Origin of the sequence: Streptomyces sp. NPDC052396, assembly GCF_044593195.1 — a bacterium.
Taxonomy (GTDB): Bacteria; Actinomycetota; Actinomycetes; order Streptomycetales; family Streptomycetaceae; genus Streptomyces.
Window position 1 is genome coordinate 194,756 of record NZ_JBIUAW010000011.1, and the last position, 21,884, is coordinate 216,639.

17 protein-coding genes and 2 pseudogenes are annotated in these 21,884 nt (G+C 66.9%); 12 read left to right on the forward strand and 7 right to left on the reverse strand.

The annotated features are described in order from the left end of the window. Window positions 1-42 precede the first annotated feature (42 nt). Together ACIHFE_RS27180 and ACIHFE_RS27185 are read left to right on the forward strand one after the other, a co-directional pair. Complete coding sequence (locus ACIHFE_RS27180; protein ID WP_400110537.1) at window positions 43-1,260, forward strand: MFS transporter; 1,218 nt, start codon at window positions 43-45, stop codon at window positions 1,258-1,260. A gap of 68 nt (window positions 1,261-1,328) precedes the next feature. Continuing rightward, on the forward strand, window positions 1,329-2,087 hold the full coding sequence (locus ACIHFE_RS27185; RefSeq protein WP_400110539.1) for an ATP-grasp domain-containing protein: 759 nt from the start codon (window positions 1,329-1,331) through the stop codon (window positions 2,085-2,087). A gap of 55 nt (window positions 2,088-2,142) precedes the next feature. Here ACIHFE_RS27185 and ACIHFE_RS27190 read toward each other — a convergent pair whose 3' ends face one another. After that, a complete protein-coding gene (locus ACIHFE_RS27190) occupies window positions 2,143-2,994 on the reverse strand; it encodes a class I SAM-dependent methyltransferase (RefSeq protein ID WP_400110540.1) in 852 nt (283 codons plus the stop codon). Window positions 2,995-3,200: 206 nt separating this feature from the next. Here ACIHFE_RS27190 and ACIHFE_RS27195 point away from each other — a divergent pair, with 206 nt between their 5' ends. Then, window positions 3,201-5,000 (forward strand): ABC transporter ATP-binding protein, encoded by a 1,800-nt coding sequence (locus ACIHFE_RS27195; RefSeq protein ID WP_400110610.1) that lies wholly within the window; start codon window positions 3,201-3,203, stop codon window positions 4,998-5,000. A gap of 377 nt (window positions 5,001-5,377) precedes the next feature. Further along, window positions 5,378-5,569: a hypothetical protein gene (locus ACIHFE_RS27200; protein ID WP_400110613.1), complete on the forward strand. Its 192-nt coding sequence runs from the start codon at window positions 5,378-5,380 to the stop codon at window positions 5,567-5,569. Between the two features lie 155 nt (window positions 5,570-5,724). Here ACIHFE_RS27200 and ACIHFE_RS27205 read toward each other — a convergent pair. The 4 genes and pseudogenes from ACIHFE_RS27205 to ACIHFE_RS27220 form a co-directional block, all read right to left on the reverse strand. Then, window positions 5,725-6,306: pseudogene (locus ACIHFE_RS27205) on the reverse strand (hypothetical protein); the annotation flags it as partial. Window positions 6,307-6,394: 88 nt separating this feature from the next. After that, window positions 6,395-6,754 (reverse strand): hypothetical protein, encoded by a 360-nt coding sequence (locus tag ACIHFE_RS27210; protein ID WP_400110542.1) that lies wholly within the window; start codon window positions 6,752-6,754, stop codon window positions 6,395-6,397. A 7-nt stretch (window positions 6,755-6,761) separates the two neighbouring features. After that, window positions 6,762-7,232, reverse strand: coding sequence for a response regulator transcription factor (locus ACIHFE_RS27215; protein ID WP_400110544.1), 471 nt, complete (start codon window positions 7,230-7,232; stop codon window positions 6,762-6,764). An 11-nt stretch (window positions 7,233-7,243) separates the two neighbouring features. Beyond that, window positions 7,244-8,875: a hypothetical protein gene (locus tag ACIHFE_RS27220; protein ID WP_400110546.1), complete on the reverse strand. Its 1,632-nt coding sequence runs from the start codon at window positions 8,873-8,875 to the stop codon at window positions 7,244-7,246. A gap of 3,201 nt (window positions 8,876-12,076) precedes the next feature. Here ACIHFE_RS27220 and ACIHFE_RS27225 point away from each other — a divergent pair. The 6 genes and pseudogenes from ACIHFE_RS27225 to ACIHFE_RS27250 all read left to right on the forward strand — a co-directional run bounded on the left by ACIHFE_RS27225 (window position 12,077) and on the right by ACIHFE_RS27250 (window position 18,566). After that, window positions 12,077-12,604: a DUF6431 domain-containing protein gene (locus ACIHFE_RS27225; RefSeq protein WP_400110548.1), complete on the forward strand. Its 528-nt coding sequence runs from the start codon at window positions 12,077-12,079 to the stop codon at window positions 12,602-12,604. Window positions 12,605-12,706: 102 nt separating this feature from the next. After that, on the forward strand, window positions 12,707-13,948 hold the full coding sequence (locus ACIHFE_RS27230) for a helix-turn-helix domain-containing protein (protein ID WP_400110550.1): 1,242 nt from the start codon (window positions 12,707-12,709) through the stop codon (window positions 13,946-13,948). A gap of 587 nt (window positions 13,949-14,535) precedes the next feature. After that, window positions 14,536-14,883 (forward strand): annotated as a pseudogene (locus ACIHFE_RS27235) (C40 family peptidase); the annotation flags it as partial. A 146-nt stretch (window positions 14,884-15,029) separates the two neighbouring features. Beyond that, entirely contained in the window at window positions 15,030-17,060 is a 2,031-nt protein-coding gene (locus ACIHFE_RS27240; RefSeq protein WP_400110552.1) for an RICIN domain-containing protein, read from the forward strand. Window positions 17,061-17,161: 101 nt separating this feature from the next. After that, window positions 17,162-17,752: an RICIN domain-containing protein gene (locus ACIHFE_RS27245; protein ID WP_400110554.1), complete on the forward strand. Its 591-nt coding sequence runs from the start codon at window positions 17,162-17,164 to the stop codon at window positions 17,750-17,752. Between the two features lie 34 nt (window positions 17,753-17,786). Further along, window positions 17,787-18,566 (forward strand): S1 family peptidase, encoded by a 780-nt coding sequence (locus ACIHFE_RS27250; RefSeq protein ID WP_400110556.1) that lies wholly within the window; start codon window positions 17,787-17,789, stop codon window positions 18,564-18,566. A gap of 370 nt (window positions 18,567-18,936) precedes the next feature. Here ACIHFE_RS27250 and ACIHFE_RS27255 read toward each other — a convergent pair whose 3' ends face one another. Next, window positions 18,937-19,431 (reverse strand): GNAT family N-acetyltransferase, encoded by a 495-nt coding sequence (locus ACIHFE_RS27255; RefSeq protein ID WP_400110558.1) that lies wholly within the window; start codon window positions 19,429-19,431, stop codon window positions 18,937-18,939. Window positions 19,432-19,740: 309 nt separating this feature from the next. On the opposite strand from ACIHFE_RS27255, the gene ACIHFE_RS27260 reads away from it, so the two are divergent. Together ACIHFE_RS27260 and ACIHFE_RS27265 are read left to right on the forward strand one after the other, a co-directional pair. Then, window positions 19,741-20,346 carry an RICIN domain-containing protein gene (locus ACIHFE_RS27260; RefSeq protein ID WP_400110560.1) on the forward strand — a complete coding sequence of 202 codons (606 nt, stop codon included), beginning with the start codon at window positions 19,741-19,743 and terminating at the stop codon, window positions 20,344-20,346. Window positions 20,347-20,381: 35 nt separating this feature from the next. Next, window positions 20,382-21,179, forward strand: coding sequence for a trypsin-like serine protease (locus ACIHFE_RS27265; RefSeq protein WP_400110562.1), 798 nt, complete (start codon window positions 20,382-20,384; stop codon window positions 21,177-21,179). 83 nt (window positions 21,180-21,262) lie between these two features. Here the strand turns inward: ACIHFE_RS27265 and ACIHFE_RS27270 are convergent, their stop codons facing one another. Further along, window positions 21,263-21,826 carry an alpha/beta hydrolase gene (locus ACIHFE_RS27270; RefSeq protein ID WP_400110564.1) on the reverse strand — a complete coding sequence of 188 codons (564 nt, stop codon included), beginning with the start codon at window positions 21,824-21,826 and terminating at the stop codon, window positions 21,263-21,265. Window positions 21,827-21,884: the final 58 nt, after the last annotated feature.

Consider the following 21,884-nt stretch of genomic DNA (forward strand, 5'->3'; position numbering starts at 1 on the left):
GCTCGCTGTTCCCGGTCTGGCGTCGTGCGGCCGGGAGGGCGCATGGAGTACCTGCGACTACTGCGACGGCGACGGGTGCTGGTGCTGTGGCTGGCGCGCAGCCTGTCGGTGCTGGGCGACCACTTCTACTCGGTCGCCGTCATATGGAGCGTCTACGCCGGCACCGGCTCGGCCTCGCTGATGGGGCTGGTGGCGGTCGCCGAGTCGGTGCCCTATGTGGTCCTGGGCGCGGTGGGGCGGCGGGCGGTGGTCCGCTTCCTGTCCTACCGCGCGCTGGCCGGACTCGACGCGGTACGGGCGGCCGTTGCAGCCGCCCTGCCCTTCGTATGGACCCCCGGCGGCCGGGGCCTGGCCGTCCTGCTGGCCGGCGTGCTGCTGCTGGGGACGCTGGGGGCGCTCTTCGACCCCAACCTGGAGGCCCTGGTGCCCGGGCTGGCCGAGCCGGACCGGGTCCAGCAGGTGACCGGCCTGTTCGACCTCACCAGCCGGATCGCCCGGATCACGGGCAAGGCCGGCGCCGGGGTACTGCTGGTCTGGTTCTCCAAGATCCAGCTGTTTGTCCTGGACGGGGCGGTGTTCGCCGTCTCCGCTCTCTCCCTGCTGCTGCTGGCCGGGAGCGGCCCCCCGGCCGCCGACGGCCAACAGCCCGGCGCGGTACGGCCGGTGCGGGCCTGGCCGCTGCTGTGCACCCACCCCCAGGTGGCCCTGGCCATCGCGGTGCACGGCCTGGTGCCGTTCTGCTCGGCGGTGACCACCGTGGGGATACCGGTGCTGCTGGCCACCCGCTTCGATGCCGGCGCCGGCGTCTATGGCCTGGTCACGGCCGCCGTCGGGGTCGGCGCCCTGATCGGCAACCCCCTGGCCGGCAACTGGCGGCCCGGCGGCTGGCTGGCGGTGTGCTGCGGGGCCTGGGCGGCGGACGGAGTCGCGACGGCCTGTATGGGCCTGGCCGGCCGGGTCTCCGCTCTGGAGGTGATGTCGCTGGCCACCGGCCTGGTGGCCCCCATGGCCACGGTGACCCTGCGCACCCGCCTGGGACTGTTCCCCCCGGCCGAGCGGCTGCGGCTGATGGCGGTGGAACACACCGCGACCCGCCTGGGCAGCGTGGTCGGGATACTGCTGCTGCCCCTGCTGGTCGATGTCTCGCCGCGCGGCTCCTTCATTGTCGCGGGCGCCACGGTGGCGTCGCTGGCGCTGGCCGCCCGGGTGGTGTCGTCCCGGATCGGCGGGCGGGAGGCGGCGCCGGTGGCGGGCGCCTGACCGCACCGCCCGCCCGTCGGGAGAATTCGCTGGTCAGGGCCGTCGACCCCGGACCATCATCGGGTGCCATGACCCTGCTCCTGCCACCCCGGCTCACCGCCTCCGCCCGGGCCGTGCGCGCCGCCGCCCGCCAATGCGGCCTGCGCACCGTGCAGTTGGCCGACTTCACCGTGCCGCCCGGTCTGCGGGCCCGGCATCTGCACGCGGGGCCCGGCTTCGCGGACGCCGTGGCGCCTCGGCTGGGGATCGCCCCGCTCGAGGCCCCGCCCGACTGGCTGTCCCGGCTGCCGCGCGAGTGCACCCGGCGCGAGATCCGGACCATGCCCATCCACGAGGCATACCGGCTGCGCCGGCCCGCCTTCATCAAGTCACCCAATGACAAGGGGATTCCGGCCCGGGTCTACGCCGATGGATCCCGGCTGCCCGGCCCTGACGCGGTGGAGCCGGACACCCTGGTCCTGGTCAGCGATGTGGTGGAGTTCACCGCCGAGTACCGGCTGCACCTGCTGGACGGAAGGGTGCACACCGGCAGCCGCTACGCCGAGCACGGCAGGCTCGCCCCCGGCCCGCTGTCGCCGGAGGCCGCCGCCCACGGGGCCGGACTGCTGGCCGGGTACGGTCATACGCTGCCCTCCGCCATCGTGGTGGACATCGGGCTGGTGCGGGGGGAGTGGGCGGTGGTCGAGGCCAACGCCGCCTGGGCCAGCGGGATTTACACCGCCGACCCGGACCGGTCGCTGGAGGTGGTGCTACGGGCGGCCGGTCCCCGGGAGGCGGTCGCCGAGCGGGACCGTCCGTATGTGCGGCCGCCACAACAGGCGGCCTGACCGTGGAGCGGCCCCTCGGGGGCCGGCCATAGCCGCCCGCCGGCGGACGCGACGATCACGCGGGCCGGACCGCCCGCAGCGCGAACATCAAAGGGATCCGCGGCTGTGACTCGGGCAGACGCCACCAGCCGCCCTCCGCCGGCTCCATGCTCCCAAAGCGCTTCCAGGGCAGCAGGTCCGTCTCCCGCAGCAGGTCCGGACGCAGGCCGGCGGCCGTGAGCGCGGTGAAGATCTCGCCCACGCCGTGCCGCCACTCATAACTGGTGGTGGCGCCCGCCAGCGCCGGACCGTCGGTGTAGGTGTACGGCGAGTCGCCCCGGATGGCGCCGCGGCCCGCCAGATAGTCGTGCCGCAGCAGCAGTCCGTCCTCGCCCGGACGCGGCACCGGGCCCAGGGAGTTGAGGATCGGGTGGAACTCCACCAGGTACAGCATGCCGCCGGGCCGCAGCAGTTCCTGGACGATCCGCGCCCAGCGAAGGAGGTCGGGCAGGTAGCAGAGGGCGCCCTTACCGGTGTAGACCACGTCGAATTCCTGCCCCCGCAGGACCTGTTGGGCGTCATGGACGTCGGCGAGCACAAACTCCACCCGCCGCCCCGCCTCGGCCGCCAGCCGGCGGGCCTGCGCCACGGACGCCGCGGAGAAGTCCAGCCCCACCGTGCGCAGCGCCCCGCGCTCGGCGAAAGCCTGGGTCTCGGTGCCCAGATGGCACTGCAGATGCAGTACCCGGCGATCCCGCAGCGGGCCGAGGTCCTCCCACTCGAAGGGCGCGAACCAGTCTTCGGCGGTGCGTGAGCCGTCCAGGCCGTAGAACTCACTGGCGACATGCACCGGCGTACGGGCGTCCCAGTTGGCCGCGTTGGCCCGCAGCATGTCCTCGGTCGTCATTCCGTGCTCTTCGGCAGCCATGCCAGATGTCTACCGCACGGCCCACGTTCGAGTGGATTGAATCCATTCGGCGGTGCGTTCCCGGCACCGTACGGCATCGTGCACTCGCCCATGCCGTAACCGGTCGAGAGACAAGGGAGCATGCAGTGGCATCCGCGACCACCGAGAACCCGGGAGAAGAATTACGGTACAACTCCCACAGCCTGAACCTCTTCACCAACAACCCCATGACCGCCCGGTCGATGAGCCGCCGGCTGCCCCAACTGGTGCGCAAAGCCTTGTCCTTGGCCTGGCGGGTGGACCGCAAGGCGGTGGTCCTGCTGCTGGTGTGCCAGGTGGTCTCGGCGGCCCTGGAGGCATTCGGGCTGCTGGCCACGACCCGTACCATCACCGCGCTGATCGCCTCCGGCCATATCCAGGACCGGCTGTGGGAGGCGCTGCCCTCCCTGCTGGTCCTCACCGCCGCCGCGGGCACCCGCGCCCTGCTGGCCATCGCGGTGGGCAACATCTCCAGCCGGCTGGCCCCGCGCATCTCCCGGGAGGCGGAGATGCAGATGCTGGACGCCGCCATCCACGCCGAGCTCGCCGCCTACGACAACCCCGGCTTCAACGACAAGCGCGAGGCCGCCGACCGGGGCGCGGAGGCGACCCGCGATCTGCTCACCGACGCCCAGGACCTGATGTCCTGTGTCGCCTCGCTGGTGGCCGCCGCGGGGGTGGTCACCCTGCTGCACCCGGTGCTGCTGCCGCTGCTGGCGCTGGCCACCCTGCCGCAGGGCATCGCCGGCATCAAGGCCGCCCGCATCCAGTACCAGACCTCCCGCGCACTGAGCGCCGAACGCCGGGTGCTCAACCACCTGCGCTGGTACGTCACCGACAAGCGCCCGGCCGATCAGCTGCGGTCCGGCACCATGGCGGACTTCCTGCTGGAGCGCTACCGGGCCATCGGCACCCGCATCGACTGCGCCACCGACCGGGCGGTCAACCGGGGCGCGCGCTACGCGCTGGCCGGCGCGCTGGCCGGGGGAGTGGCCTCCGCCCTGGTGTGGGTGGCCCTGGCGATGCTGCTGGCCACCGGACGGATGTCGGTCGCCTCGGCGGGCACCGCGGTGTTCGCGCTGCGCACGGTGGGTTCCTCACTGCGCGGCATGGTCGCCTACGGCACCCGGCTGTTCCGTACCGGGCTCTACCTGGACGACTGGGCCGAGTTCATCGAGGAGGCGGGCGGGCACCGGGTGCGCCGGGGCACGGTGCGGCCCGCCGCCCCGTACGCCGTGGAGGCCGAGGCGGTCGGCTACCGCTACCCCGGCACCGACCGCCCGGCCCTGGAGAAGGTGAGCCTGGCCGTGCGCCGGGGCGAGGTGCTGGCGCTGGTGGGGGAGAACGGCTCCGGCAAGAGCACCCTGAGCAAGCTGCTGTCCGGCCTTTATCTGCCCACCGACGGCAGCGTCTGCTGGGACGGGGTGGACACCAGGGAACTGGACCCATACGCGCTGTGGCGGCAGACCGCGGTGGTGCCACAGGACTACGCGCACTGGCCGATGACCGCCCGGGAGAACATCACCCTGGGCCAGCCGCACGGCGGTGACGAGGCGGTGCTGCGCGCGGCCCGGCAGTCCGGCGCCGACGAGGTCGTCTCCGGGCTGCGCAGCGGTCTGGACACCCTGCTGGCCAGGGAGTGGTTCGGCGGAGTGGACCTGTCCGGCGGCCAGTGGCAGCGCGTCGCCATCGCCCGCGCCTTCCACCGGCCGGCCGGGCTGCTGGTGATGGACGAGCCCACCAGCGCCCTGGACGCCCGGGCCGAGCACCGCATCTTCGCCGGGTTGCGGGCCATGGCGCGGGACCGGGCCGTGGTCCTGGTCACCCACCGGCTGGCCAATGTGGCCGTCGCCGACCGCATTGTGGTGCTGGACCGGGGCCGGGTCATCCAGCAGGGTTCCTTCCGGGAACTGGTGGACACCCCGGGCCTGTTCCGGGAGCTGTGGGAGCTGCAGAACGACCGGGGGAGGTCTGGAAGCCCGTCGTAGCGTCGGGTGCGGTGCGACTCGGGGCCTCGAGGGCCATGGGGTGACGCCCGGTGGGCTGGGCCGGGACGAACCGCTCGCCGGGCACTCGGCAGACACCCTCGGGCTCAGGGCCGTTGGGAGCCTGAGCGGCTGGGGAGGGTGAGGCGGTCGGCGGAGCGGTGACAGCGGTGTGGGGGCTGTCGGTGGACGGGCTGGGGGAGGACTTGTCCGCCGGCGGCTCGGTACCGTCCCGGCCGAGGGGGGATTCCTCGCACCTGGACGTGCTGGATGGGGTCTCGGCGGGCTTGGGGGTGTACGGGGCCGCCTCGGCCGGCTTGGGGCGCGTGGTGTGAAGCGGCGTGGCTCCGCGGTGTTGTCGGTCGGTACGGTTCGTGGGCGTGGGCGTGGGCGTGGGCGTGGGCGTGGGCGTGGGCGTGGGCGTGGGCGTGGGCGTCGGCATCGGCATCGGCATCGGCGTGGACTTGGGCTTGGGTGTGGACTTGGGCCGTGGTACGGAATGCGCGGGACGGCGCGGTGAGCGCTGGACGTCGGGAGCGCCGGACGCCGGACGCGCCTTGCCGTCCGCATAGGTTCGCATCCAGGCGACAACGCAACGCGCATAGTCTTCCGAGGGGTTGTAGCGCAACAGGGCCCGGTGACGGTCGGCCTCGTTCCTTATGTCGCCGCCCTCGGAACACAAGTAATGAGCGGCCGTTGCTGCCGCGTCGAAGAAGTTGTCGGGATCCTTGAACCCTTCCTCCTCGCCGTCGAAGGCGTATGCCATCCAGGTAGCCGGGAGGAACTGCATGGGCCCGACCGCCCGGTCGTATGCGTCGTCGCCGTCCCAGTACCCCTCGTCGGTGTCCCTGACCTCGGCGAACGGGCCACCGGTCAGGCGAGGGCCGAGGACCGGGCGATCGGTCGAGCCGTCCGGGTGGAGACCGTAACCCCGGGCGTGACCGGACTCCACCTCGCCGATTCCCGCCAGGAGTTCCCAGGGCAGGTGACAGCCCGGGCGCGCGATCGCTTCGAGGCGCTCGGCATGACGATAGGCGGCCAATGCCGTGGCCGGGATCCCGGATTCATCGGCCTCTGCCGTGATTTCGCCGGGTGACCCGGTAGCGACATGAGATGGGGCAGCGGGCGGCCATGGCCTGGGGTGAGAAGCCCCGGGAGGAACGCCCGCACGTTCAAATGGTGTACTGCCCATACGCGCCTCATGGACCACAGGCCTGCCGAAGGTGCCGACGGCCAGGCAGGCGACGAGCATTCCGAGGCAGACCGGCCACCTGGATACCTGGATCATGCGCTGACGGATGGCCTTCATAGCCGAATCACTCCTTGTTACGCCCTCAGGACCGTCCGAGGGGCAGGGAACATGCGTGGGTGCGGCGGACAGGGGCGATGCCCAGCCCTTACTCGCCCGCTCCGCCCACCTCCGGGCCGGTGGTGCCGCCCTGGTCACCGGCGTTCAGCCGTGATGCCTTCCGGGCGATGACGGCCTCGGCGTAGAGATGGCGTGCCGTGGCCTTGAAGACGGCGTGTCCCGGCAGGTCCCCGAAAAACCGGTCGTCGACGATCTGCTCGAGTCGTGGCAATGGGATGAGCCGGATACCGGAGCGGTAGTCGCTCCAGATCGTTCTTCCGGTGTTGTAGCGTTGTGCCAGCTCCCGCGTGGTGACACCGGCGGTCAAGTCACGCAGGAATCCGGCCAGTTCGTTTGCCTGTCGGTTCTTGCCCTTGAGCCCGCCCAGCGGGCGTCCGCATCTGCCCATCCGACTCTCAGCCTTCCGGCGATCGTTCGCGGTTCTCCGTTTGCTCGTGGCATAGCAGGCCCAACTGGTGAGCGACTGCGACGGCCTCGGTTCTCGTTTTGACGCCGATGGCCTTGTAGAGGTGGCGCGCATGGGTGTGCACCGTGTCCGTGGACACATACATCTCCCGAGCGATCTCTTTGTTCGTCAATCCGCGGCTTATTCCGTCCAGGATCCGTCTCTGCCGGTGGGAGAGGACCGTCCGGAGGCGCGGCAGACAAGGCGGTGCCACGCGCAGCAGATCGTGGCGGCATGCGTAGCCGACGATGCCGGCGCGCGTGGACATCCCGATGTTGTGCGAGATCTTCTTGATATGGGATTTCACCGTCGACGGCTGTACACCGATCTCGGCCGCGATTTCCGTGGTGGAGAGTCCGCGGGCCATCCCGGCGACGATCTCCAGCTGGCGGCTGGTCCAGGGGACGGGAACGGCGAGCATGCCCCGATCTCCTAGGTCCGGCTGGTGGGTTGAGGAATCACCGAGCCGGAATCGCCGCCGCGGTACGCGCACTGCGCGGACGCACCCGAAGAGATGGCCGGTGGCTGGCCGCCGGCCGGGGAAGCACCTCGTCCTTGTCGTGCGGCGGCCAGGGCGATTCGGTCCAGGAATTCGCCGAAGCTCCGGGCTTCCCCCATCGGTGAGTTGAGCGCCTCGGCCAGAGCTGCCCAGCGGACGGGGTCGCTGCCGCAGAAGGCGAGCACCAAGCCCGCGGTCACTTCGGGCGGACCCATGGTGAGGATGTGCCGGGCGGGCAGTTGCCGCAGCAGGCTCTCGGTGCGGTGGCGCGACCGCAGCACCGCCGAGTAGAGACGCTCCCGTACCCAGAAGTTCGTTGAGCGCGCTGTGTCCAGCCAGGACTGGAGCACAACGGCTGGAGCCGGGTGCGCGTCGAGCTCTTGGTCGGGGACGATCCGCAGGACGCCCTGGTCCTCGGGTACGGGCATGGCCGCCGCGACTTGCGCGTACCAGACCGGAGTGCCGGGAAAGCGGCGGATCCAGGTGAGTTCGGCAGGATGCAGGGAGGTCAGGGCGTCGGTCATCACCGTGCTGGGAACCGCTGGATTCGCTGCGACATGAGCGAGCGCTCGGGCGCGTAGGTGCTGGTCGCGGTGTTCGAGCAGCCGGTGGGACTCCTCCTCCGCGGAGGTGTACCAAGCGGTCCCGCGCAGACTGGGGAGGTCGGCGACGACGACGGGCCGGGGGAGCCCGGCCAACAGAGCGACCGCCCGGGTGAGATGCCGTGGCTCGGCGCCGACGACGGCCAGGTCCTCAGCGATGGCGACGATGTCCTGGGCCCGCTTGCGGGGCAGCCTGAGCAGCCGGCCACGGGTCACACAGTCGGCGGCCGCGGCATGAATGTCGTGAGGTACCAGGGCCAGCAGCCGTGGATGCCTGCGAACCCGATGTGCCAGCCGGCGGAGGCGCTCACGTGCGGTGAGCCCCGGTCGTGGGAGGCCGGTGAGCTCCGGACAGACGGCCACGGGCAGGCAGGTACTCAGCAGTGCCCCGTCCAGCAGATCGGTATCGGCGCGTTCCAGGAGGAGATGCTGGACCCAGCGTCCGAAACGGGAGTGGACGGCCAGGCGCGCCCACAACTCGGGGTGGGCCTCCAGGATCCGCCAGGGGGTGTCGTCGTATGTGCCCAGCCAGTCTCCGTGGCCGTAGACCAGGCGCTGCACCCAGTCCAGGTGCGTTTGGGGCGGGGGGTATTCGTCCGTGAGGGGCTCGAGCAGACGACGGCAGACTGCCTCGGCCAGAGGATGGGGAACCTCTGATCCGGTGAGATGCCACCAGGTGAGCACTTCGCCGAGTCGGGCGAAGTCAAGGCTCGCCAGCAGACGGACGGCATTGGCCAGTTGCCCGCTCTGACCGGCGAGTGTGGCGATGAGCTCCGGCCAGACACCGTGCACCGCGGTGACGATGGGGAGGCCATCCGCGGGCAGGGCACCGGTGGCGATCAACGTGATGATCTCGTCCCGGGTACTGGCTTTGATGAGCCGGGCCTGCAGGTCCGGTGAGGCAGCGCGGGGCAGGAGGGAGACGAGCGCCTTACCGAGGGCCTCCCGGCGCCAGTGCTCCATATGGCGACCGGAACCGTGGCAACCGTTAACGGGACTGACCAGGGCATGGACGACGGTTGAGGTAGCGGCGGACGGGAGATCGTCCATCCGGGCCAGTTCTCGCCACAACGGCATGGTGCGTGCATCCATGTCATCATTTCCCCTCGTCAGCTGAGGACTTGTAAGGAATTTCCGGTGGGCGGACAGCACTTGTCCGCGGAGCGGTTGACTGATGTCCGGAGGCGGTTACACCGGCAAGCATGCGGAACAGGCCGCGCGGGAAGCGCAGCGCAGGAGGCGTTGACGGCCGGGTCCGGCACAGGAATCGAGGTGGTGGCCTGGCATGGCCGGGCAGAGGATGCGGTGGTACTCAACTCCGCCTCTGTACACCGGGATTGTCGCGATGTCAGCGAGGCCAGGCACACAGAGCCACCATCGGTACGGAGTGTGACACTCCGGATGCCGGGTGTCAATGCGAGCGGATGGCCGCATGGAAGTCTGTTTCGAACGCCCCTGGAATGAGGGCCTGTTCCGTATCGGAGAAACCCAAGGAGTGGGTTGACGTACTGCGCGTGAGCTGTCACATTCGGCCACGAGGCTCCCGCCGGTTGTGCCCGCACGCCCTGGACCGTTTCGCAGGCCATGATGTTTCCCGGTGGATAGGCGGCTGACGCCGTATTCGCTCCGCGGTTTTGGGTGTGCTCCTGTCCGGGCCTCCGTGGTCATGCGCAGCCACCTCGTCCCCCTCGCGGGCAGGCCGGCCAATCGCCGGATTCGGCGAAGGAATTGGGAAACCGGCCGCCGACCGGGACGACGCCGACTCCGTGCCACCGCTGCGGACAGGCGTTGCCAACCGGACGAGGCGTCACGATCCTGGAAAGGGAAGCGATGCCTGAACGCACGAGTGTGGAAAGCTACCTGAACTGGCGGGGCCGGAAAATTCTTCTCGATCGACGCCAGGTTCTGCATCGGTTCGCATTGTCCACACTGTCTGAGGTCCAGACCTCGGCGGCACGACTGGATGCGTCGCTGGGCCGGCTGGTGGACCTTGCACTGCAGGTGAGGAATGAGAGATGCAACCTGCCGTCCGGCACTGACGAGTGCTTTGCGCAGTCGTCCGGAGAGGTGGAGAGGATCATTGTCCGTATGGAGAGTCTGAAGAGACTCATGGATTCCCTGGTAGCGCAGATCGCTGATACGCAGAACGAAAGCCAGGAGAGGAATCGGTCACGGTGATGAAGCGCAACTCGGAGGCGTTCCTTCCGTCTGAACTCCCGGTCGGCTGGTGGCAGTACCGGCTGGTCACCGGAGAAGAAGCCGGAGAAATCGCGAAGGTTTCCGCTGCCTGCATTCGGCAGTGGGTCAGACGTGGGTATCTCGCCCCGGTGGGCAGGCAGGGACGGAGCGGTCCTCTCCTCTATCGAGAAGACCAGGTACTTGCGGTGGAACGGGACCGGCGGGCGCGGCGTGCCGGCGAACCCACGAAACCGCCGTCAGACAAGCCCGATATGGCATGAGGGTCTTCCAGGAAAGGTGATCCCTATGAGCGACGGCTTGCACCGTCTCAGCGCAAAGACCTCTGCACACCTCTATGCGGACCTTCTGGGCTGGTCCTTGGTACGCGGCCACCGCGTCTGGCCGTGCGGTGACTGTACGTGCCAAGAGGACCCCGAGGCCGGTCGGTGCCCGACTCCCGGGGCCCATCCGCTGGCCGGACTTGAACCTTTGGCGCCGTCGGAATTCGGGTCGGAGTTCGCCGGTCCGGCCACGGCCGTCGTGGCCACCTGCGCCGCGTTCGACGCCCTGACCATGCCCCACACCGTGGGCATGGCCCTGATGGTCGAGCTGGACCGAGGCGTTCCGGTGCCGTCTCTGGCCACGTCCCAAAAGACGGTCACGGTGCTGGTGGCCCCGGGGTCCGCAGTCCAACTGCGCGGTTTTGACCAGCGAGTCCGGGTCACCACGGGACCCACGCAGTGGCTCGCCCTGCCGCCCTCGCCCGGGGTTCGCTGGGATACACCGCCATGGGCGGGCAGAGACAGAGTCCCCTTGCCGCTGCGGGATGCGGCGTCGATTCTGCCGGCTCTGCGAGAGGCGCTCAGCCACTGCCCGGGCCCGGCCCGCCCTGCGGCGTTGCGGTGATGCACGGGGATTGCGGCGTACTTCAGGCATTGGGTGCCGGCTGTGCTCGGAGCACGGCCGGCACCAGTCGTCGGGGACCGAGTCAGGCGGAGCTTCGCTGGGTGAACGCTTCCCATTCCCGTCTGGTCCACCAGGCCGGACAGCATCGGCACTGGACGCGGTAGTCGTGCGTCCGGGCGAGCGAGCGCAGATCACACGCGGGACAGGGCGTTGCGAGCCGATCTGTGGCTTCAGACCATCCCAACACCGTTCGGGCGGACTCATGGACGGTCCAGACATCTCCGGCGAGCGCAATGAATCTGTCGTTTCCCAGAGTTTTGGGCAGGCCCGTCGCCAGCATGCTGCACAGACTCGGCACAAGGCGGCCGGCTTGCGCGGTACCGGGTGCCGCGGCAGGCGGAAGTGCGTCATCAGCCCAGAGCCGGAGCGAATGCACCATACGGTCGGCAAGGTCAAGCAAACCGATGTTCAAAGGAGTTGACGGCCCCTTGGGGTGGCGCAGGGAAACCTGCCGACGAGTCGACACGGAAATGCCTGGACGATGGGATTCCAGCTCCATGCGCACATGCGCGTAGGTTCGGGGAAATTCACTGAGGAGATCCCGAGTTCTCTCCAGGCAACGGTCACATGCCCTGACCATGGCATGCGCACCGTCCGAGTGCGCGTCACAGAACATGAATTTTCTTTCCAACATTGCATCCTCGGACTGGAATACGTGGAAATCAGGTCTTCGGGCGGCGCCCGTTCGACGACCGACAGTGGAGCACGGCCCGGCTGCTTGTGCAATAGGCGAGAGAGAACTTAGATGATCGTGTGTTGCGATTTTTGCGGTGATTCAAGAAGGCTTGTGTTCGACATCGTGTGGTAAAGCTGTCCGTCACCGTAATTGATCTCGGTGCGCCTTCTGCCCGAGCACGTAAACGGGTCCGGCGACATTCATGGTGAGCAGCATCCGTGGATTTGCTGGAAATTCCGATTTGTTTTGTGTGCGACGACACGGTGTGCAGGGAGTGGAGGTGCGGAGTGCTGTTGGTTGACGACGATCCACGGCTGGTTGAACGGCGGTTGATGGAAGGCGACATGAGATGTCCGCGGTGCGGGGCGGCCCTGGCGCCATGGGGGTACGGCCGGCGAAGGCAAGTAAGAGGCGCCCATGGTGCCCGGCTGTCCGTACGGCCCCGCCGCGCACGCTGCTCGAAGTGTGCGACCACGCATGTGCTGCTGGCCGACAGCCTCTGGCCCCGGCGAGCCGACACGGCGGAGGTGATCGGGACGGCGCTGGAGCTGTCGGCACTGGGGATGGGCCACCGGAAGATCGCAGCACGCCTGGGACGGGCCGAGGGCACGGTCCGTGGCTGGATCCGGCGCTTCGCCCGGCGGGCAAAGGCCATTCACCGGTTCTTCAGCCTCGTCGTAGCCGTGCGCACCGGTGTCCCGGCGCACTGGGACACCGGTAATTCGCCGGACTTGGACGCGGTGTTGGCCGTCGTGGCCGCCTATCTGGCCGCGGTGCGCCAGGGGGGTGCTGCCGGCGCGTCGTCCTGGTGGCGGTTCGCCGGCCGGGTGACGGGCGGGCGACTCCTGGCATGCGCCGCTTCAAAAAGTTGATCAACACATGCCGCCTCTGGGCGGAGCCGAGGGATGGCTCCAGTCTTGATCGCGACTGTCCGTGATAGGTGGACGGAATGAGGAGAAAGGGTGTGAGTGCCGATGTCGTCGAGCGAGGACGAAGCCTGTCGGCGGACCGAAAGGGCCCGGCAGGCGGGTCTCTTCCGCTACTCCCTGGTCCAAGCGCTGATGGACCCCGCACTGACGACACGCCAACGCGGGAAACTCGCCCGGGAGCTGGCCGGGCGAGAACACACCGACTTGTCCGGCAGGCGAGTCCGCATCTCACGCGCCACAATCGACCGCTGGACACGGGCCTATCGCAAGGGCGGCTTCGCCGCGCTGGTGCCCGAACCCCGCAGAGCCGTGCCACGGACTCCGGCAGAGGTACTGGAACTGGCGATCGCACTCAAACGGGAGAACCCCTCCCGTACCGCCGCCCAGGTCCAGCAGATCCTGCGCACAGTGCATGGCTGGTCACCGACCGACCGCACCCTGCAACGACACTTCGCCGCCGCCGGATTGGCCGTCTCCCGGCCGAGGAAGAGCGGTCCGTCCGCCCGGCATGACACCCCGGGCGGAAACGAACGCTGGACCGGGATCGCCTGTCCCGGACCGAAGATCCGCGGACGCGACACCCGGCTCTTCGCCTTCATCGACGACCACTCCCGTGCGGTCGTGGGGTACCGCTTCGGCTATGCGGAAGACCCGCTTCGCCTGGCGGGCGCCCTGCGCCCCGCGCTCGCCGCCTACGGGGTCCCGGAATCCATCCAGGTACCCAACGGACCGGCACCCCTGGACATTTGGCTGCTCAAGGCCTGCGTCACCCTGACGATCCGGCTGGCGCACGCCCGGCCGGCGCGGCCATGTGAGCACGGCAGCGGCGAATCCTCCTCCCGCCTGCTGTGCGAGCGCTTCCTGGCCGGCCTGAGCGGCCATGTCGCCCAGGCCGTTGTCCATCCGGCCGAGCTGAACAGGGTGTTCGCGGCCTGGGTGGAGTCCGTCTACCACCGTACGGCCCATCCGGAGACCGGACAGCCTCCGATCGAGCGCTGGCTGGCCTCCATCGGGAAGCCGGCGCGGCTCCCTTCGCCGGCCGACCTGCGCGAAGCGTTTCTGCGATCCCAGACGAAGACGGTGACCAAGGAGGCCACCATCAGCTTCCACGGAAACACCTACGAGGTGGATCCGGCGCTCACCGGGATGCAGGTGAAGGTGAGCTACAACCCCTTTGACCTGAACGATGTCGAACTACGGGCATTCGGGCAGGACTTGGGGGACATGGTGCACCGGCCGGGCGATTACCGGAAGATGAAACGACTGCCGGGAAACCGGCGCTTGTGAACTTCGTCAAGCCGATTGTCTCCGCTGTCCCTTTCCCTACGACAGATTGAGGGACAACAACGGTGCGCTCCGGCGACACGGTGACCACGAAGCCGACAGCACCGATGCACAGCATCATCATGTGGCTCCCATCAGCGACCGGCCCTATCAAAATGGAGGGTTGGCGGGAACAAGGGGCCCTGTCACAGTACGTAATCAAGGTCCTGTGATGCGCCCGCCATCGCTCCGGGCGGGATCCCCACCGGCGAATCGGCGGTGGCGGCCTACGCCTGCTCCCGGCACACCCCCGGATCCGATGCCGTCGCCCGAGGCTGCCGGCCGAGGTCGGGCTTCAAGGGGGAGGAGAGCGCATGTCCCGTATGAGAAGGACACTGCCGGTCAAGGTGGCCGGCTGTCTGTCAGCCCTGGCCGCCTTTGCCGGGATGTCCGTACAGCCGGTGGCCGCCATGCCGGAGCAGGCGGTCGGCTCCGGCAACTACCGCGAAATGCACGGGCATTGGACCATGGGTCCGATGGTTGCTCCAGCCCGGCTCACCCGCCCGCGCCGTCGGTTTCATCCCGGTGAGCTCTCGCTGCGCGGAAGGGAGGCGATCGGCTACGCATTCCAGCAGCTGGGAAAGCCATACGAGTGGGGTGCACAGGGCCCGGAAGCCTACGACTGCTCGGGGCTGACCACCCAGGCGTGGCGGCATGCCGGAGTAGCCATTCCACGAACAAGCCAGGAGCAATGGCGCAGGCTGCACAAGGTTCCGCTGTCCGGCCTGCGCCCCGGCGATCTGGTCGTCTACTTTGCACACGCCACTCATGTGGCGATCTACATCGGCAACGGCAAAGTCATCCAAGCCCCGCACCGCGGCGCGTTTGTCAAGGTGTCGCCGATCGCTGCCAATCCCATCCTTGGGGCGGTGCGCCCCGGTCCATGGACGGCTTCCTGACTCCGGTGTTCTGTAGGCGGATCCGCCGTATGAAACCTGTGAACTGCCTTATGTCGCGATTTGGAGGATCAATGAGTTGGAAACCTTTCAGGAGAGTTCACAGCCGACCGAGATTCCGGCTGCGAAGCCTCCTGCTGAGCGCGGCCATGACCGCGTCCGGACTGGGGCTGGCCACCTTCGGTGCCGCCACACCCGCCGCAGCGCTGGGCAATGGCCTGGCACTTACTCCGCCGATGGGCTGGAACTCCTGGAATGCCTTCGGTACGAATGTGACCGAACAGCAAGTGAAGAACATCATCGACTACATGAGCGCCAACGGCCTGGTGCAGGCCGGGTATGACACGGTGACGATCGACGACGGCTGGTCCGCGGCGGCCCGGGATGGCGACCAGATCAAGTCGGACGGCAGCATCTATGACAGCTCAGGAAGATATCCCCTCAAAACGAGCAGCTCCGATCACCGAAGGCAGCTGTACGACGCCAATAACAACCCTGTGCCGGGTACCGACGGGACCGGGAACGATCTGAGCTCTGGGCACCTTGTTCCTCGATACGACCCCAACGACCCCAACAGCGCGACCAACTTCCCCGACGGGAAGGGCTGGATCGCGGCACTGGCGAGTTATGCGCACAGCAAGAACATGAAGTTCGGCCTCTATTCCACAAGTACATATCTGACCTGCCAAGGCCACCCCGGCAGCCTGGGCCATGAGGACACCGACGCCACGGACTTCGTGTCCTGGGGGGTGGACTATGTGAAGTACGACTCGTGCCCCGTGTGGTCGGGCCCGGACATTCCGGTTGGCTCCGAAACCACCCATGGCGAGGGCAAGGAGCTGGGCCAGTCCATGTACGCGCGGGTCCAGGCCTTTCAGCAGGCGCTGGACCGGGCCGCTGCGGCCCAGGGCAAGCACAAGGTGACGGTAAGCGTCTCGGCTCAGCCCAACCACTATGGCTCCAAGAGCATTCTGCAGAGCGTCAATCCCGGCGATCCCGCCTTCAGCGACCCGGTGATCGACTATACGGACAACCAGAACTCGGTCTATCAGTACCGCGCTCCTGGCTTCTCGCCCACCGGAGTCTGGTGCGGCCAGGTGGCACATCTGTGCCGCACCGGCGGTGACCGCTCGGCCGGCGACTACAACGGCATCATGAATCAGCTGGACCAGTCGTTGGCGTATCCCGAGAACGTCCGGCCCACCAGCTGGAACGACATGGATATGATGTGGGCCGGCTACCAAGGGGGAAGTGGCGGCAGCAAGGTCAGCGATGACCAGTCGCGCACGGAGATGTCCGTCTATTCGATGATGGCTTCCCCGCTCATCTCCGGTGTCGACCTGACCGGTATCGATTCGAATTCCCTTGGCATTTACAAGAAGCAAGACGTCATCAATGTCGACCAGGACCCGCTCGGCGTGCCGGCAACGCAGGTCGCCGATTCGGAAGTTACCGCCACCGGCTCCACGCGGGTGCTGAAGCGACCGCTGGCAAACGGTGATACGGCTGTGCTGTTCATCAATGGGGATGACCCGGCCAGCAGCCAGGGCAAGTATGTTTCGGTCAACCTCGCAGCACTGAATGTGCCCAACACCACGAGTGTCCCCACGGAACTGTGGGATGCGCAGCACGCCAATACCTACATCCAGAACAACCAGCTCAGCGCCTATGTGAACGCGCACGGCGTGGCCATGTACCGGATCGGCAACTCCGGCAACAGCGGGTACTTCGGTATCACGAACAACAGGACCGGAGGGTCCTCGCCAGGATCGGGTGTGGCGAGTACGGCGGTCAGGGCGGCCCTCAACTGCAGCCAGCCGACGGACCTCGCCGTGCTCGACACATGGAACTCGACGTACACGTCGGAGCAGTGGAAGGCCACCCCGAACTCCGACGGCACCGTGAGCTTCACCGACAACTGCACCTATAGCGGTCAGACCCCCGGCACGCTGACCGACCCCGGGTCCGCCGGCGCACAGGTGAAGGTGCTTCCTCTCGATCCGAACAACAACAGCCAGAAGTGGCGGATCGTCACACACAAAAACGGCCTGCTCACCCTTACCAATGTGGCATCAGGCAATGTCCTCGACAGTGCGCCGGACGCGAACGCGAACGCGCAGGTGGTGGTGAACCCGGCCAACTCCAGTTCCAGCACTCAGAGTTGGACATTCCAGTCCTGAACTCACAGTGCCGTGTTCCCTGTCCAGGCAGCGGGGAGGCAGCCCTTCGGCCCTGCCCGCTGCCCGGACCGACACAGGATAAATACAAGAAAGGTTCTCGCATGCCTGATCAAGCGTCTTGGCGCAGATTCCGAGTGTTTCCCGCGGTGTTCGCCGTATGCCTGCTGGCAGTTAATGGCGGAGCCGCACACGCCGCCGGCTCAAGCAGTCCCGCGCAACCGCCGTTGGCCGACGGCAAGTGGCACGTCCTCGCCAATGCGGGCAACAGTAACTTGGTGCTTCAACGGGAGGGCGGATGCGCCGGAGCGGTCTCCGGCTATGCCATCGTCGCGCCGGCCGGCGACGGTTCACAGTACTGGATGTTCAAGGACAACCAGGACGGCACGGTGACCATCTCCGATGGCTGCACCGCCAACACGCCGCGCACACTGAGTGATCCCAACTATGTCAATTCCAATATTGCCGGCACGAATCCCCTGCAAGTCGGGGGCCCGGTCTACATGCAAACCTCAGACACGAACCCTTCCACCCAGAAGTGGACGGTCAGCCAGGTGGGAACCGATTCCCAGAATAGAATGCTTGTCACCATCACCAGCAATCTCACCGGGAGCGTACTGGATATTTGCAACAACGTGGTGGTGGTCGACCCGAGCAATAATTCCGCCAGTCAGCAGTGGACTGTCCTGAGCTGATCTCCGTACGCTCGCCGGATTACAGGAGGTAGTGATGTTCCAAGCGAAGAGCGCTGTTGTACGTAAGCTCAGAAACGCTGCGATGATCGCCGGGGTTGCGGTGGCCCTGTGCACCCAGAACTCCGTCGGCGCCTATGCGGTGAGTGGCGGGCAATTGGAAACGGGGCATCGTGCGGCTGTGTTCATCTTTATCAACTCACCAGGTGGCTACAACTGCAGTGGTTCGCTCATCGGCGGTCAGTGGGTGCTGACAGCGAGGCACTGCGTCCAGTGGGAGCCTGACGGGACAATCTATCCCGGCAGTATCTACCTGGGAGGCGGTGATGGCGGGTATGACTCCAACACCCCTTACGCCTATGACAGAGCAGTTACCTCAGGGGATGCAGACGTGGCGCTGTACCACCTGCAGAATGCAGTTCCCGCGCCTCAGGGTGGATTTTTGACCCTAGCCGATGCAAATGACGCAGTGCCGGCTGTCGGTGATACCGAGACCGTATACGGCTGGGGCCAGCCATGGGTGAATAATGTCCGCTTGCTCCACAAAGGAAATGCAAAGGTCACCGGGTATGACGCGACCAATAAGGCCATCACCTATTCAGGGAATGATTGCCGGGCAGGAACATGCACGCTGGGGGGTGACTCCGGCGGTCCTGTAGTGCACAACTTTAATGGCACTGAAAAGGTGGTGGCCGTGCATTCCTATGGCAGTCCGTATGTGAATGGTGCCTCGCTTGATGACCGAATTCACTGTACCTCTGGTGGTGTTCGAATCTCGGATGTGCGGGATTGGATCAGGACGACATCAGGCATCTAAGACCCTGCGGCCCTCATGACTGGGGCTGGTGGCGGGCTTGAGGCTACACGCTTCGGGCCCGCCGCTTTGCCGCTCTCATCGGCAATGAACTGAAGGGAAATGCAATGTTTTCACTTCGTCACCTTGCGGCTGCGGTTGCCTGTACGGGTGCCCTGGCCGCTGCGGCCGCTCCCGCGTCGGCCATCGAGGAGCCTGCCCGTCTCGCTACTCATGCCAAGGAAAGTGGCTGCTCATGGGAAGGCAGGTACTACAACGTCGGCGACACGCGTACAGATTCTTCGGGTAAGACATGGGCGTGCGGGGCAGACAGCCGTTGGTATGGCTGACGTCGGCAGTTCTTGCGCGGCCGGCCCATCAGCCGGATCACGGTCTACAACTGGAGGTCTCGCTGGTACCAGGTACCTGACCTACCGCCGAGATCGGCCGGCGCAGCGGGGCCAACCACGGCAAACCCGGCCTTGGTCAACACCTTCTGGGACGCCGCATTGTTGTGGGAGGCGGCCGCCCGCAGTATGCGCAGCCCGTGCCGCACCGCCGCTAGCCGGCACAGCTCCCGGACTGTCGCGGTCGCCAGGCCGCGGCCGGCGACCTGCTGCGCGACCCGGTAGCCGAGTTCGGCAGTGCCGTCTTCGAGGTCGTACAGGTTGAACCGGCCCAGAACCGAGCCATCTTCAGCGACGAGCACATAGAAGGCACTGATGCCGGCCTCTTGCTCAGCCAGCAAGGCGCTGTACCGGTCGGGGAACTCGTCGAAGAACTCATCGCCGCGGTCGGAGACCGAAGCGGCGAAGTAGGCGCGGTTCGCCAGCTCGAAGGCCAGGACGGCCGGGGCATGGCCGGCACGCAGCTGCTCCAGTTTGGGCATCGCCCAACTCTACTTACCCGGATGGTGGTGGACGAGAGCTACAGCCTGTCTGCCCCGGAGGGGCGACTGTGAAGTCACCTTCCTGTCAGGGAGGTTGATCCGACATCCATCGGTGGTCGCACCCCGCGGAGACGGGGCAAGCGCATCCGTCTGAGCCCGGCACCGTCACTCATGCGGAACTCCTGTGCCCGGGGCGGCTGTTGGTGCCGGCGAAAGTCGCAACGATTGCGTGGCCGGTATCGGCGGCCGAGAAGTCTCGCAGCTCGGGTACTGCACGCCAATGTCCCATCGATCAGCAGGAGGTTTGGCATGTTCAAAAATCTGGTTCGGCGGAGGCGGTTCTTTTTCGCCCCCATGGTGATGGCCGGCTTGCTCTGGGGGGCCGGAGTCACCGCGCAGGCTACGGCAGTTGGGCCCGGTAATGCCGTGCCGCAGCAGTTGGGCAACTCTATTGTCGGAGACAACCACTATCACAGTCTCAGTAACAATAACCCTGACGCCGGCCCTGTATCCGCCCTGGAAAGGGAGGGTGCGTGCGCCAACGCCACGGGTTATGCGGATATGGGTGCGTTCGACTCGGATCATGCTTCGCAGAGGTGGATGTTCGACGACAACGGAGACGGCACTGCGACCATCCGTGACAGCTGCAACCCGGTACTTGTGCTGGCAGCCCCGACTGATACTGGTCCGGTCAAGATGGTGGCATATCCAAACCAAGCGAACGCCAAATACACAAAGTGGACCGTAACGCAGACATCTACCGACGCCTTTGGTCGGGCCGTTTACGCCATCGTCAGTCAGGCTACAGGGAAGGCGCTTGAAAGCTGTGGCACCGCAGTGGGCTCGACGGTGGTGGTAGACAGTCCAAATAATTCCGCTGGCCAGGCGTGGACGGTTGTCTATACAACCCCGTAGAGCCGGACTCAAAACAACGGTAGAGGAGGGCAAGTATGCGTAAGTCTGGAAAAGTCGCGCTGATGGCAGGAGCCGCTGCCACGCTATGTTTTGGGACGGGGTACTCAGCCGATGCGGTCGAAGGTGGAAGCGGAATGCCGCTTCCCACCGCGGTAGTTGAAATCTACGGCCAGAGCTCGACTGGAGCGTGGGGCTGTAGTGGCTCGCTGATCGGGCAGAATTGGATCCTGACTGCGAACCATTGCACCGGGGAGAACCAGTCCAGTGTAAGCATGTCCGTCAGTGAAGACGGTGGTGCCAGTTGGCACAGTGTCACTGAAATCGACCGCTCTCCGGACGGGGCGGATGTGGCACTCTTGAAAACCGCTGATGTAATGCCGGTTCCCAGTGGAGATGGCGAGCATCAAGGCGGCTATATGAAGCTGGCTGATGCAACGGATCCAGAGCCTGCGATCGGCGATATTGTCACCGCCTCTGGCTACGGGCCAGGCAGCGGAAAGTTCACGCAGCCGAGGTCGGCGCGGCGGAAGGTAATGAGCTATGACTCATCCACCATCGGGAGTGAGGGGACTGGCTGTGGAATCGCCGGTGGTTGCGCAGTGTACGGAGACTCTGGCGGGCCGGTGACCAAAATCTATACCGAGAGCGATGCCAACGGAAACGTAACTGTGACTGAAAAGGTGATCGGGGTCACGGATACCGCTTCTTGGCCAAATGGGTTTCCGCCCGACCCTACGCAAGAAGGCAGCTGTTACACCTGGGCTCATGCGCTCTTCGCTCCCATGAACGGCATGACCGAGCGGCAATGGATCAGGAATACCACCGGCCTCTGACAACGGAACATCCAAAGCCTGTGGTGGGGCTCGGCTCGTTGGCGCGGGATGCCTTCAAGGCGGCAAGGGCGAGTGCGGGTCGATCACAGTGCGGCGCGGTACGCCTCCAGCCCGTCGGCCAGTTCCTCCGGGTGGCCGAGCAAGGGGCAGTGGTCGCCGGGCATTTCGTCCGGCTGGAAGCCGAGCCGTTCGGCGACCATTCTTCGCATGAACTCGGAGGCCAGGGCGGCCGGGGTGTCGGTCAGCACAAGGGGGAGTGGGTCTTCTTCGGTCCCCTCCGGGACGCCCCTGCTGCGGTCGGATTCCTGCCGGGCCGGCCCGTAACCGGTGTTGTCCCACCAGTGACCCGGTGACTCGCCCGGAGCCGGAACCTGGGCCTGGAGCATGACCAGCAGGTCCGCCGACACCCGGTCGCACACCGGCGGACCGGTAAAACCGCCGAATGAGTGGGCGACGACGACGAGTTCGGTCCGATTGCCGATCGCCTCGACCACCGTGTCGGCGTACTCTGCGAGCCCGGCCGACTCGTCATCGCACGGCAGGTCCGGTGCAACCACCTCGTGGCCCCGGTCGCGCAACTCGGCGGCCAGTGGCTCCCGGTACCACGAATCAACGGCCGCGGCATGGATCAATATCGGCGGGATCACCCGCGCCGCCCTCGTCCTCAATGGACCAGCCGCCAGGTCGTCGTCGCGGCCGGCGGCT